We start from the raw sequence: 13,000 nt of genomic DNA on the forward strand, positions 1-13,000 counted from the left end.
GAAACGACCCTATCCGGGCGGAACGAGCTGGTACTCGCGCCCCAGCGCGTCCGCCTGCGTATTGCCGTACACGGACACCTCACCGTCGGACCAGCGCACGAAGACGTCGTCCTCCCAGAGGTTGCCGCCGAACTCGCCAGGAGCGATCACGCGCGCGTGCTTCCACGTGCCGTTCGGGCCCTTGAGGCGGTTCTCCTTGCCGAGGCCGTGCGCGCCGATGTCCTCGTAGATGGTGAGTTCGCCGTCCGACCAGCGCACGAACAGGTCGAAGTCGGAGTTGGCCGTGCCGTCGAAGTCGCCGCCCGCGATGACCGAGGCGTGCTCCTTCCACAGGGCGTTGGGGGCCAGCAGCTGCTGCTCCGCGTGGAAGCCGCCGCCGTCGACGTTCGTGTACTTGGTGACCTCCCCGTCCACCCAGCGGACCACGAGGTCGTCGGCCCACTTGTTGCCGCCGTACTTGCCGGTCGCGATGCCCTTCGCGTACTTCCACGTCGAACCGGCCTTGGCGACGGTGATCTCGTTCGCCGGGTGCTCGGAGGTGGAGGTGGGCAGCTGCGTGTTCTCGTCTATGTCCTTGTAGATCGTGACCTCGCCGTCGATCCACTTGACCATCAGGTCGTACGCGTTGGAGCCGGTGTAGTCGCCCGCGGTGATGACCTCGGCGTAGTCGGCCCACATCTTGTTCGGCTTCGCGAGGCGCGTCTCGCAGGGCTGGCCCTTGGCGCAGCCGGTGTAGAAGCCCTGCGACTGGTCGCCGGGGTAGAGCGTCATCTCCCCGTCGGACCACTTCACGACGAGGTCGCCGTCCTTCGTCTTCTGCGACGAGGTGTGGAACTCACCGGTGGCCGCGGCGGTGGCGTGCCGCCACAGGCCCGCGTCGCCCATGCCCTCGTTCTGCGAAGGCTTGTCCGGCGTGTAGTCGTTCACGGCCTGGTTGTAGAGGCGTACGACATCGGCGTCGAACTGCGAGGAGTACGAGACGTTGTCGAACTTGCCGCCCGTCTTGTATCCGCCGATGACGCCGATGACGTCGCCGCGCTTGCCGTCGAAGTTGCGGAGGAACGGGCCGCCGGAGACGCCGGGCGCGAACCCGTCGCACGCGATCTCCAGGAAGCGCCCCGCGTAGGCCTTGGTGGACGTCTTGGGACACACGCGTGGCGACTTGGAGCTGCCGGGGAAGCCGATCAGCGTGACGTTCTTCTGGTTCAGATTGCCGGAGGCGGGGAGCGTGGTCAGCTCGTTGCCCATCCCCGTCGCGTTCTCCAGGAACTGGCCCTTGGAGTTGGGGCCGGTCCGCAGGAAGGCGAAGTCGAGGTCGTCGGCCTTCTGCGTGCCGAGGGACAGGTAGCGGCCGTCGATCCAGATCTTCCCCTTCTTGATCGGGAAGACGCCGTACGGGGCGATGCCGCGGCCCTTGTGCTTCGGATCGGCCTTCCAGCCGGGCGCGAAGGCGAGGTTGCGGAACCGGTCGTTGTCGTTGAGACAGTGCGCGGCCGTGATCACCAGCGACTTGGTGGGCGAGGCCACGGAGGACGCGGAGCAGAACTGGTCGCGCTTGCCCGGGTCCGACTGCGGGTCGTCGTCCTGGTTGATGAGGAAGACACCGGCGGTGGCGACGCCGTTGCCGTTGACGCTGGAGGGGGCCCGCAGCATGTCGCCCGCCGTGGTGGGCGGTCCGTCCTCAACTCCCTTGTCGGGGTTGGCGGGCACGGCGTCCGCGATGCGCTCGGGGGTCCAGTAGGCCTCGGCGGCCCTGGCCTCGGCGATCTCCTCGGGGGTGGCCTTGAGCTTCTGGTCCGTGGGGGCCTCGGTGGCTGCCGGGGTCCTGGCAGGCTCGGTGCGCTCGGGGGTCGGGGTGGCCTCCGGGGTCGCGTCCGGAGTCGCCTCCGGGGAGGACGACACGGTGGGGGCGGGGGCGGCCGGGGTCACCGGCGCCGCTGCCGCAGGGCCAGAAGTGCTGAGCAGTACGGCAGTTGCCGCGACACCGAGCGCTGCGGTGCGCACGGCGGCACGTATACGTTGATTCACGTGGTTCTTTCGCTTTGGTGCATTGGTTCATAAAAAAGCGCCATGCGGTGGCTATGCACCGCACGGCGCCGAGGACCCTATGCCATTGGTACATACCAATGCACATCGCGTGAACCGGTCACACCACGGCTCAGCCCCCGTACGACCCCACGAGCCGCGCCAACTGCCGCCCCGCCGCCCGCAAGGGCTCCTCGCTCCGGGTGACCTGGGCGGTCACCTCCGCGCCCTCCAGCGTGCTGATCACCGTCGTCGCCAGCTCCCGCGCATCCTCGGCCGTGAAGCCGGCTTCGAGGAAGCGGGACTCGACGATGCCCTCCCAGGCGCGCAGCGCGTCCGCGCAGACCCGCTGGATCTCCGAGTCCGTGCCGAGGGTCTCCAGCGCGGCCGCCGTGACGGGGCAGCCGTCGGTCCAGCCCGACTCCCGCAGGGCTACGGCGAGTTCGACCGCGCAGCGCTCGACGGCGGCGCCGGGGTCCCCGCCCCCGGCGAGGCCCTCCCGCAGCATCAGCGAGAACTCCTCGGCGCTGTGGCCGATCGCGGCGACCGCGACGGACTCCTTCCCGCCGGGGAAGAAGTGGTAGACGGAGCCGAGCGTGGCCTCCGCCTCCTTGGCGATCTGCTTGATGCCCGTGCCCACGTACCCCTGGCGCTGGATGAGGCGTGCGGAGACGGCGACGATCCGGTCGCGGGTGCTGGGAGCGCTCTTCTCGGCCATGCGGGCCAGCGTACCGGAAATTAGTTAGAGCGTTCGTTCTAGAGCTGTGCTACGTTCTCCCCCTGCACTGGATAGAGCGATCGTTCTAGTCCTTCCGGTGACGCTCCGCAGCCACCGCTTCCACGTCTGGAGTTCCGCATGCCTTCCGCACCGCAGTCCGTCACCGTCGTCGGCCTCGGCCCCATGGGCCAGGCGATGGCCGCCGCCTATCTCGACCGCGGCTACGACGTCACTCTCTGGAACCGCACCCCGTCCCGCGCCGACGCCCTCGTGGCCCGCGGCGCCACCCTGGCCCCCACCGTCGAACAGGCCCTGGGCGCCAATGAGTTGGTGATTCTCAGCCTCACCGACTTCGACGCGATGTACACGATCCTGGAGCCCGCCAAGGACGCGATCGCGGGCCGCACCCTGGTCAACCTCAGCTCGGACACCCCCGAGAAGGCGCGGGCGGGCGCCCGTTGGGTGACCGAACTCGGCGGCGTCCACCTCACCGGCGGCGTCCTGTGCCCGCCGCCGCTGATCGGCACCCCGGACACCTCGACGTTCTACAGCGGCCCGCGCGAGGCGTACGACAAGCACCGCGACGCCCTTGAGGTCATCACCGGCAAGTCCGACCACCGGGGCGAGGACCAGGGCCTGGCCGCCCTGATGTACCAGCTGAACATGGCGATCTTCTGGCCGTCGATGATCGCCTACTGGCAGGCCGTCGCCGTGGCGGACGCGCACGGCATCTCCGCCTCGGAGATCGCCCCGTACGTCGTGGAGAACTTCGCCGGCATGGGCCACTTCGTCGACTTCTACGCGTCGCGCATCGACGCGGGCAACCACGCGGGCGACGTGGACCGCACCGCGATGGGCCTGGCCAGCATGGAACACGTCGTCCACACGGCGTCCGACGCGGGCGTGGACGCGGCCTTCCCCGAGGCGGTGCGGGACGTCTTCCGCCGCGTGGTCGACGCGGGCCACGGCGCGGACAGCTTCTCCTGGGCGGTGGAGCTGCTCAGGAAGAAGGGCTGACGGCCACCTTCGGCGCGACCCGCATGCCGATGTAGCAGCACTCCGTGCCGTCGCTGAGGGTCGCGAAGACCACCGGCATGTAGCCCTCGCTGAAGGAAGGACCCGCGCCCGTGCCCGCGTAGACGGACTCGGTCACCGGGTGCAGGTCCACTTCGAGCGCCGGCGAGAAGTCCTTCATGCCGTCCACGAACTCGTAGACCAGGTGGGGCGCGCCGTCCCGCTCGGAGACGGTGATGACGACGCCCGCGCGCTCGTACCTGCCGACGTGCCGCGAGAAGTCCACCACGGGCGGCCGCGCGGGCGGCTCGAAGGCGTCCGGCATCCGCACGCCGGCGAAGGCGCCGAGCAGTTCGCGGAAGAGCGCCCCGTACAGCTCGCGCGCCCCGCCGCCGTTGGTGAGCAGCACGACGGCCACCCGCGCGTGGGGGACCACGCGGAGATAGCCGTACTGGCCGATCGCCGCGCCGTCGTGGCCGTAGCCGGTGACGCCGTCCCAGTCGTAGAGGGTCCAGCCGAGACCCCAACCGTCGGAGCTGACCGTCCACTTGTCGGGGACGTCGACCACGCGGCGCTGCATCTCGTCGACGGCGGCCGCGGACAGGACCCGGGTGCCGTCGGCGGCCGTGCCGCCTTCGAGGTGCATCGCGGCGAGGCGCGCCACGTCACCGGCGGAGACGACGACCCGGCCGTAGGGTCCCGCGGAGCGCGGCATCAGGTCCCAGGCGGGGGCCGGGTCCGGGTACTGGCCGGGCTCGCCGAGGTGGCTCATCGCGACGCGGTGGGAGAGTGCCTCCTCGGGCAGCGTCATGGAGCGTTCGAGGCCGAGCGGGGCGAAGAGGCGGTCCTTGAGGGCCGCGTCCCAGGTCTGGCCGGTGAGGACCTCGATGATCCGGCCGAGCACGTTGTAGCCGAGGCTGCTGTAGGAGACGGCGGTGTCGGGGCGGCAGTCCATGGCCACACCCTTGGCCGCCTCGACGTAGCGCTGGAGGCAGTCGTCACCGCGCCCGGCGTCATAGGTGAAGTCGCAGGTCAACCCGCTGGTGTGGGAGAGGAGTTGGCGGGTGGTGATGGTCCGCGTGGCCTCCTCGTCGGCCGTCTCGAACTCGGGGAGCACCTCCTTGACCGGCGCGTCCAGGTCGAGCAGGCCCTCGTCGGCCAGGCGCATGACCAGCGTCGACGTGTAGACCTTGGCGATCGAGCCGGACTGGAACACCGAGTCCGTGGTCACCTCCACCCCGGTCCCGGTGTGCAGCACGCCGCTCGCCAGCTCGTGGACCTCCCCGTCGGCCAGGACGGCGAGCTGGGCACCCGGCACGTGGTGGCGGGCGCGCAGCTCCTCGAACCTGGCCTGCCAGTGCGCGGCGTCGAACGTCTTCTGCGACATGGGGTCCTCCACGGTGAATCGGATGCGTACGTCGTGCTCGCCTTGCGAACACCGTACGCACACGGATCGGCGTACGCAAGGTGCGAACGCTGTGCGCTACCGTGGGGGCACGAGCCCGTCACCACCCCAGGAGGCCGCCATGTCCGCCGATCAGAAGCCCGAGATCGCCTCGGTGTGGACCCGCCCGCGCCGTCAGCGCGAGCAGCTGAGCCGCGAGCAGATCGTCGCCGAGGCCGTGCGGCTGCTCGACGCGGACGGCCTGGAGGCGCTGAGCATGCGCAAGCTCGGCACCCGCCTGGACGCGGGCGCCACCTCCCTCTACCGCCACGTCGCCAACAAGGACGAGCTCATCGAGCTGGTCGTCGACGAGGTCTACGGCGAGCTCGCGGTGCCCGCGGCCACCGGCGCCGACGACTGGCGCGCGGCGGCCGCGGCCAGCTCCGAGAGCCTGCGCGCGATGATCCTGCGCCACCCCTGGGTCGCCTCGGTGCTCGGCCAGGTCGGCCTGATCCACCTGGGCCCGAACGTGACGAAGATGTCCGGGCGGATGGCGGCCGTGTGCCAGGCCGCCGGCTTCCCCGCGCAGGAGAGCGAACTCGCCCTGAACACCCTGATGTCGTACGTCATCGGGATGGCCACCAGCGAGGCGGCGTACCTGTCACTGATCGCGCGCAGCGGCAAGACCGAGCAGGAGTTCGCCCGGAGCCTGGCGGGCGAGGGCGACGGCGCGGCGGGCGGCGCGGGGGAGCGGGATCCCGGCAAGGAACGGGACGAGACCTTCGACTACGGCCTCCAGCGGGTCCTCGACGGACTCGCCGTACGGCTCACGGCGATCTGAAACCCTAAAAAGTGGATCACGGTGAGCTAAGTCATGCGGAGAGGCGACTCAAATTGACGGCGCCTTCACACTCTCCTACGTAAGCTTCACCACATGGCCACGACTCCCTCTCCCGACCGGCGACGCACCGCCGACGAGGTCAACGAGGAGATCCGTGCGCTGTGGCTGCGTGCGGGCGGCCGCCTGCGCCCCGACGAACGACTCGTGTACGAACGGCTCGTGACGGAGTGGGCAGAGGCAGAGGCCAAGTCCTCCCCCACACACGCGGCTTGAGCAGCACGACCGTTTAGGGGGCGCGGGGAACCGCGCAAGGGCCCGCCAGGGCCCGTAAGGGGCGCGGGGAACCGCGCGACCAGCCACGACGCACCAGCAGCAAAGAAGCAGCCCGAACACGCAAGAGGCCCCCCGGAACACCAAGTTCCGGGGGGCCTCACCCACATCCGCTACTGCGCCGCGGGCTTCTGCACCACAGGCTTACGCAGAGAGATGTTCAGCTCGCGCAGCCGCGACTCGTCCAGCTCGGTCGGCGCGCCCATCATCAGGTCCTGCGCGTTGCCGTTGAGCGGGAAGGAGATGGTCTCGCGGATGTTCGGCTCGTCCGCGAGGAGCATCACGATGCGGTCGACGCCCGGGGCGATGCCGCCGTGCGGCGGGGCGCCGAGGCGGAACGCCTTCAGCATGCCCGCGAACTCGTGCTCGACGGTCTCCGCGTCGTAGCCCGCGATCTCGAAGGCCTTGAGCATGACGTCGGGCTCGTGGTTGCGGATCGCGCCGGAGGACAGCTCGATGCCGTTGCACACGATGTCGTACTGCCAGGCGAGGATGTCCAGCGGGTCCTTCTCCTCCAGGTCCTTCATGCCGCCCTGGGGCATCGAGAAGGGGTTGTGGGAGAAGTCGATCCTGCCGGTGTCCTCGTCCTTCTCGTACATCGGGAAGTCGACGATCCAGCAGAAGCGGAAGACGCCCTCCTCGAAGTGCCCGGCGCGCTTGGCGGCCTCGACACGGACGGCGCTCATGATCTTCGAGACCTCGTCGAACTCGCCCGCGCCGAAGAAGACGGCGTGACCGGGGGCCAGCGAGAGGCGCTTGGTCAGCTCCTCCACGTTCGCCTCGGTCAGGAACTTGGCGATCGGGCCCGTCAGCGAACCGTCCTCGGCGACGCGCACCCAGGCCAGGCCCTTCGCGCCCTGCTCGACCGCGTAGTCACCGAGGCCGTCGAAGAACTTGCGGGACTGCGACGCCGTGTCGGGCACCGGCAGGGCGCGCACGTGCTTGCCCGCGAACGCCTTGAACTCGGAGCCCTCGAAGATGTCCGTGATGTCGGTCAGTTCGAGCTTGGCGCGCAGGTCCGGCTTGTCGTTGCCGTACTTCAGCATCGACTCGCGGAACGGGATGCGCGGGAACGGCGAGGTGACCTCGCGGCCGCCGCCGTACTCCGTGAAGAGCTCGGTCATGAGCTTCTCGATGGGCTGGAAGACGTCTTCCTGCTCCACGAAGCTCATCTCGACGTCGAGCTGGTAGAACTCGCCCGGCGAGCGGTCCGCGCGCGCGTCCTCGTCGCGGAAGCACGGCGCGATCTGGAAGTAGCGGTCGAAGCCCGAGATCATCAGCAGCTGCTTGAACTGCTGCGGGGCCTGCGGCAGCGCGTAGAACTTGCCGGGGTTCAGGCGGGAGGGGACCACGAAGTCACGCGCGCCCTCGGGCGAGGTCGCGGTGAGGATCGGCGTCGCCATCTCGTTGAAGCCGAGCGCGACCATCTTCGAGCGGATCGAGGCGATGACCGAGGACCGCAGCATGATGTTCCGGTGCATGCGCTCGCGGCGCAGGTCCAGGAAGCGGTACTCCAGGCGCCGCTCCTCGTTCACGCCGTCCTCGGCGTTGATCGTGAAGGGGAGGGGGCCCGCGGCGCCGAGCACCTCGACCTCGCTCGCCTCGATCTCGACCTCGCCGGTCGGCAGCTCCGGGTTCACGTTGTCCGTGCCGCGCGAGACGACCTTGCCGTCGACCCGGACCACCGTCTCCTTGGACAGCTTGTCCAGGACCTCGGCGGCCTTGGTGCCCGGCCGGGCCACCAGCTGCGTGATGCCGTAGTGATCGCGGAGATCGATGAACAGAATGCCGCCCAGGTCTCGGCGATTGTGCAGCCAGCCGCTCAGCCGGACGTCGGTGCCGACGTCAGAGGCGCGGAGCTCGCCGCAGGTGTGGGACCTGTACCGATGCATCGTCGTTCATCCAGTCTTCGCGAATAGGGGAGAGAGCAGACCCCCACAAGGCTACCGTCCGGTCGAAGATCGGTTTCCGGATATCCGGCACGGCCACCCTCCAGGGCCCCCGCGCCGTCGGGGCTCGGTGGCGCCTTCCGTGTACATCTTCCTAAAGTGGGTCAATGCGCACCGACGATCCCCTCCTACAGGTGGGGGACGACTCCCTGCCTCCCGTACGGGACGTCCTGGCCGCGATCGCGACCGGACTGTGGCGCTGGGACAACGCATCCGGGACCGTCACGCTCGACGCCGAGGCCGCCCGGCTGCTCGGGCTGCCCGCGCGCGCCCAGACCCTCACCGAGGCGGGCGTGCGCTCCCGCTTCCACCCGGTCGACTGGAACGAGATCTACGGAACCGTCCAGCTCGCCGTCGCCGAGGGCACCCTCGCCGAGGCCCGGCTGCGGATCATGGACGAGACGGGGCGCCGGGTGCTGCGCACCGTCCGCAGCCGCTCCAAGCCCGTCCTGCACGACGCGACGGAGGCGTACGAGCTGATCGGCACCCTCCAGGAGGTCACCGAGCCCGCCCCTGGCACCGCCGCGCGCACCCCGGTCACCGGCGACTGGCGGCGCTCCCGCGAGGCGTTCCTGCTCGACGCGGGCCGCGCGCTCGCCGAGGCGCGGTCCACGGAGGAGGTCCTGCGGGTCGCCGCCGGGCTCTCCATGCCGGGCTTCTCGCCGGACGGCCTCGCGGTCTTCGGCGTCGCGGGCGACCGCCTGACGATCATCGGGCACCACGGCCACCAGCCCGGCGACGACGGGCCCTTCTCCGCGATGCCCGTGGACACCGACTATCCGGCGGCCGAGGTGGTGCGCACCGGCCGGGCCGTCTACCTCTCCTCCCCCGAGGACTACCGCCGCCGCTATCCGGCGGCCTGGCCGCTGGCCAGCCGCTTCGAGCGGCAGTCCTGGGCGTTCCTGCCGCTGACCGTCGCGGGCCGCACGATGGGCGCGTGGATGGCGGCCTTCACGTACCCGGTCTCGTTCACGCCCGACGAGCGCTCGGTCCTGACGACGGTCGCGCGGATGCTGGCGCAGGCCCTGTCGCGGGCCGGTGTCGCGGACTCCGAGCGGGAGCTGACGGAGGGCCTCCAGCGCTCGATGCTGCCGACGCTCGGCCCGAAGATCCCCGGCATGAGCGTGGCCGCCCGCTACGTGCCCACCGGCGGCGGCCTACAGGTGGGCGGCGACTGGTACGACATGATCCCGCTGCCCAACGGCCGCATCGCCTTCGTCATCGGCGACGTGCAGGGCCACGACGTGCGCGCCGCGGGCCTGATGGGCCAGCTGCGGATCGCCCTGCGCGCGTACGCCTCCGAGGGGCACCGCCCCGACGCGGTGCTCTCGCGCGCCACGCGCTTCCTCTCCGGGATCACCGAGTCGATCACCTACGGGTCCAGCGGCAGCGGCACGGACGCGGCCACCGAGTACGACCCGCGCTTCGCGACCTGCCTGTACGTCGAGGCGGACCCCGCGACCGGCGTCCTGGAGATGGCCCGCGCGGGCCACCCGGAACCGGCGATACGCATGAGCGACGGAACGGTCCTGCTCCGCCCCACCGCGGGCGGCCTGCCCCTCGGCATCGACCCGGACGCCGACTACCCCACGACCCGGCTCGTCCTGGAGTCCGGCGAGACCATGCTGATCTGCACCGACGGCCTCATCGAGACCGGCGGCCACGACCTGGACAGCGGCTGGGCCAGGATCAGGACGATCCTGGAGGGGTACGCGTACGAAGCCGAGGGCGCGGCCGGCGACGGCGAGGGCCTGGAGCGGCTCGCCGACTCCCTCGTGCAGGCCGTGCACGGCCCCTCCTCGCACCACACCACGGGCCCGCTCGCCGACCGGCGCGAGGACGACATAGCCGTGCTGCTGCTGAGCAGGACGGGCCGCGCCGAGCAGCACACGGACGCCCGCCGCACGGTCCTGACCGTCGCCCAGGCCGAGCCGGAGCGCATCGCGGGCGCGCGCAGGCACCTGCGGGACCTGCTGCACGACTGGGCCGACGACGACCAGGTCGACTCGGCCGTCCTGATGGTCTCGGAGATGCTCACCAACGTCCTCGTGCACACCGACGGCGACGCGCTGCTCGTCGCCGAGGTCACCGGCGAACCGGGCGCCCGCCGCCTGCGGGCCGAGGTCGCGGACGGCAGCGACGACCTGCCGCACAAGCGCCAGCCCGGCGAACTCGCCTCGTCGGGACGGGGCCTGGTCCTGATGGAGCTGCTCGCCGGGGCATGGGGCGTGGACCCGCGCGGCGACGGCAAGAGCATCTGGTTCGAGCTCTACGAGGACGCCGGCGCTTCCGGACCGGGCTCGTCCGGCCCCGAAGGGGACGACGTACCGGCGTAGCGGTCGCGCAGTTCGGAGAGGATGCCGAACGCCGCCGCCGTCAGCGGCACCGCGAGGAGCATGCCGAGGATGCCCGCCACCGAGGCCCCCGCCGTGATCGCCAGCATCACCACCGCCGGATGCATCTGCACGGTGCGGCTCTGGATCATCGGCTGGAGGACGTGGCCTTCGAGCACCTGCACCGCCAGGACCACGCCGAGCGCCCAGAGCGCGATGACGAAGCCCCGGTCGGCGAGGGCGACCAGGATGGCGACCGCGCCGGACAGGAACGCCCCTAGGTAGGGGATGTAGGCGCCGACGAAGACGAGCGCGCCGAGCCCCCAGGCGCCGGGCACCCGCAGCACGAGCAGCCCCACGGTGATGCAGACGGCGTCGATGAGCGCGATGATCGTGGTCCCCCGCATGAAGCCCTCGATGGCCTCGAAGGCGCGTCGCGCCATGGCCTCGATGGTGTCGGCGCTGCCGCCGGGGGCGAGTGTGCGCAGGGCGCCCATGGCGCGCTGCGAGTCGCGCAGGAAGAAGAAGACGAGGAGCAGCGCGAGGACGGCCATCGCCATCATCTCGCCGACCGTGCTGAGCCCGCTGATCACGCCGGAGGCGGCGGTGCCGCCGAACTTGCCGAAGAGTTCCTTGGCGTTGGAGGCCATGTCGTCGAGCGAGGTGCCCGCCGCGCCGAAGTACTTGGACAGGTCGGTGGCGGCCTGCTTCAGCGAGGCGATGATCTGGTCGCCGCTGTCGATCAGGGCCTTGACCACGACGTAGGTGGCCCCGCCGACGACGGCGACGACGGCCGCGCAGGTCAGTCCCGCGGCGAGCGAGCGCTGCACCTTCATGCGCACCAGGCGCCGGTAGAGCGGGCCGAGGAGCGCGGTGCCGAGCAGCGCGAGCAGGACCGGCGTGACCGCCGTCTTCAGGGTGACGCAGAGCCAGATCCCCACGGCGGCCACGCCGGTGACGAGCAGGGCGACCACGCACCAGGCGGCGGTGCGGCGGGCGGGCTCGGGCAGCAGGGTGCTCACCCTCCTACCCGAGCACGGCCCTACGGAGACCGCACTTTATGTACGGCTACCTGTACGGCCACCTGCACGGCTACATGCCGTGGACCGCCGGCACCGTACCGAGCAGACCCTTCTGGAAGTCCTCGAAGGCCTGCTCCAGTTCGGCCCGGGTGTTCATCACGAACGGCCCGTAGTGCGCCATCGGCTCCCGGATCGGCTGCCCGCCCAGGAGCACGACCTCCAGGTCGGGGGCGTTCGCGTCCTGCCGCTCGTCCGCACGGACGGTCAGCGAGGAACCCGCGCCGAACACCGCGGTCTGCCCCACGTGCACCGGACGCCGCTCGGCACCGACGGTGCCGCGCCCGGCCAGGACGTACGCGAGCCCGTTGAAGTCCGCACGCCACGGAAGCGTCACCTCGGCCCCCGGCCGCACGGTCGCGTGGACCATCGTGATCGGCGTGTGCGTGATGCCGGGCCCCTCGTGCCCGTCCAGCTCACCGGCGATGACACGCAGCAGCGCGCCGCCGTCGGGAGTGGTGAGCAACTGGACCTGACCGCCGCGGATGTCCTGGTAGCGGGGGTCCATCATCTTGTCCTTGGCGGGCAGGTTCACCCACAGCTGGAGGCCGTGGAAGAGCCCGCCGGACTGGACGAGCGACTCCGGCGGCGCCTCGATGTGCAGCAGGCCGGAACCCGCCGTCATCCACTGGGTGTCGCCGTTCTGGATGGTGCCGCCACCACCGTTGGAGTCCTGGTGGATGAAGGTGCCGTCGATCAGGTACGTCACGGTCTCGAAGCCGCGGTGCGGGTGCCAAGGGGTCCCCTTCGGCTCCCCGGCCTCGTACTCCACCTCGCCCATCTGGTCCATCATGATGAACGGGTCGAGGTGCTTGTAATTGATTCCCGCGAAGGCCCGGCGCACCGGGAACCCCTCGCCCTCGAATCCGCTCGGCGCGGTCGTCACGGCGAGCACGGGGCGCGCCGCGGCATCGCCCGGGGCCACCACCCGGGGCAGGGTCAGCGGGTTCTCGACGGTCACTGCAGGCATGGTCGGTACCTCCTCGTGATCTCACTTTAGTTGAACGTAGAACTTTCTGCCACTTGGAACGAAGGAAGCCCGGAGGGAATTCCCTCCGGGCTGCGGGGGTGGCCGGAATCGATCTACGACGCGAGGGGGGCGCCCCGTCAGGGGCGCGGGGAACGGCGCGACCTTTGGGGGCGCGGGGGTTTTAGGGGCGCGGGGAACGGCGCAGTCTTTAGGGGCGCGGGGAACGGCGCGGCCAGCCACGACGGACCCGCACGCGAGAGAACACGGGGGGGGGCAAGGGGCGCGGGGAACTGCGCAAAGGAGCGCGGGGAACTCCGCAAGGGGCGCGGGGAACGGCGCGCCCAGCCACGACGAACC

Annotated in this window: 10 protein-coding genes; 4 read left to right on the forward strand and 6 right to left on the reverse strand. The window is 70.7% G+C overall.

The features are described 5' to 3' along the window. Positions 1 to 9 precede the first annotated feature (9 nt). Both ACIO9J_RS26560 and ACIO9J_RS26565 read right to left on the reverse strand, forming a co-directional pair. Positions 10 to 2,004, reverse strand: a complete 1,995-nt coding sequence (locus tag ACIO9J_RS26560; protein ID WP_402004501.1) for a trypsin-like serine peptidase — start codon at positions 2,002 to 2,004, stop codon at positions 10 to 12. 154 nt (positions 2,005 to 2,158) lie between these two features. Beyond that, positions 2,159 to 2,743, reverse strand: coding sequence for a TetR/AcrR family transcriptional regulator (locus ACIO9J_RS26565; protein ID WP_402004504.1), 585 nt, complete (start codon positions 2,741 to 2,743; stop codon positions 2,159 to 2,161). A gap of 138 nt (positions 2,744 to 2,881) precedes the next feature. Here ACIO9J_RS26565 and ACIO9J_RS26570 point away from each other — a divergent pair, with 138 nt between their 5' ends. Further along, positions 2,882 to 3,760, forward strand: coding sequence for an NAD(P)-dependent oxidoreductase (locus ACIO9J_RS26570; RefSeq protein WP_402004507.1), 879 nt, complete (start codon positions 2,882 to 2,884; stop codon positions 3,758 to 3,760). On the opposite strand, the gene ACIO9J_RS26575 is transcribed toward ACIO9J_RS26570, so the two are convergent. Beyond that, the gene (locus ACIO9J_RS26575) at positions 3,744 to 5,144 is read right to left on the reverse strand and encodes a serine hydrolase domain-containing protein (RefSeq protein WP_402004510.1); all 1,401 of its coding nucleotides are present in this window, start codon (positions 5,142 to 5,144) and stop codon (positions 3,744 to 3,746) included. The genes ACIO9J_RS26570 and ACIO9J_RS26575 overlap by 17 nt on opposite strands. A gap of 139 nt (positions 5,145 to 5,283) precedes the next feature. Between ACIO9J_RS26575 and ACIO9J_RS26580 the strand changes: the two genes are divergently transcribed. Beyond that, positions 5,284 to 5,982, forward strand: a complete 699-nt coding sequence (locus tag ACIO9J_RS26580) for a TetR/AcrR family transcriptional regulator (RefSeq protein ID WP_402004513.1) — start codon at positions 5,284 to 5,286, stop codon at positions 5,980 to 5,982. A 93-nt stretch (positions 5,983 to 6,075) separates the two neighbouring features. After that, entirely contained in the window at positions 6,076 to 6,255 is a 180-nt protein-coding gene (locus tag ACIO9J_RS26585; RefSeq protein ID WP_402004515.1) for a hypothetical protein, read from the forward strand. A gap of 170 nt (positions 6,256 to 6,425) precedes the next feature. On the opposite strand, the gene aspS is transcribed toward ACIO9J_RS26585, so the two are convergent. Continuing rightward, the gene (gene aspS, locus ACIO9J_RS26590; protein WP_402004518.1) at positions 6,426 to 8,204 is read right to left on the reverse strand and encodes an aspartate--tRNA ligase; all 1,779 of its coding nucleotides are present in this window, start codon (positions 8,202 to 8,204) and stop codon (positions 6,426 to 6,428) included. Positions 8,205 to 8,368: 164 nt separating this feature from the next. On the opposite strand from aspS, the gene ACIO9J_RS26595 reads away from it, so the two are divergent. Next, complete coding sequence (locus tag ACIO9J_RS26595; RefSeq protein ID WP_402004521.1) at positions 8,369 to 10,597, forward strand: SpoIIE family protein phosphatase; 2,229 nt, start codon at positions 8,369 to 8,371, stop codon at positions 10,595 to 10,597. Here ACIO9J_RS26595 and ACIO9J_RS26600 read toward each other — a convergent pair. Both ACIO9J_RS26600 and ACIO9J_RS26605 read right to left on the reverse strand, forming a co-directional pair. Further along, the gene (locus ACIO9J_RS26600; protein ID WP_402004524.1) at positions 10,531 to 11,616 is read right to left on the reverse strand and encodes an AI-2E family transporter; all 1,086 of its coding nucleotides are present in this window, start codon (positions 11,614 to 11,616) and stop codon (positions 10,531 to 10,533) included. The two genes, ACIO9J_RS26595 and ACIO9J_RS26600, sit on opposite strands and share 67 nt — an antisense overlap. 70 nt (positions 11,617 to 11,686) lie before the next feature. Next, positions 11,687 to 12,643 carry a pirin family protein gene (locus tag ACIO9J_RS26605; protein ID WP_402004527.1) on the reverse strand — a complete coding sequence of 319 codons (957 nt, stop codon included), beginning with the start codon at positions 12,641 to 12,643 and terminating at the stop codon, positions 11,687 to 11,689. Positions 12,644 to 13,000 lie beyond the last annotated feature (357 nt).

It is taken from the genome of Streptomyces sp. NPDC087300 (assembly GCF_044744425.1).
GTDB lineage: Bacteria > Actinomycetota > Actinomycetes > Streptomycetales > Streptomycetaceae > Streptomyces.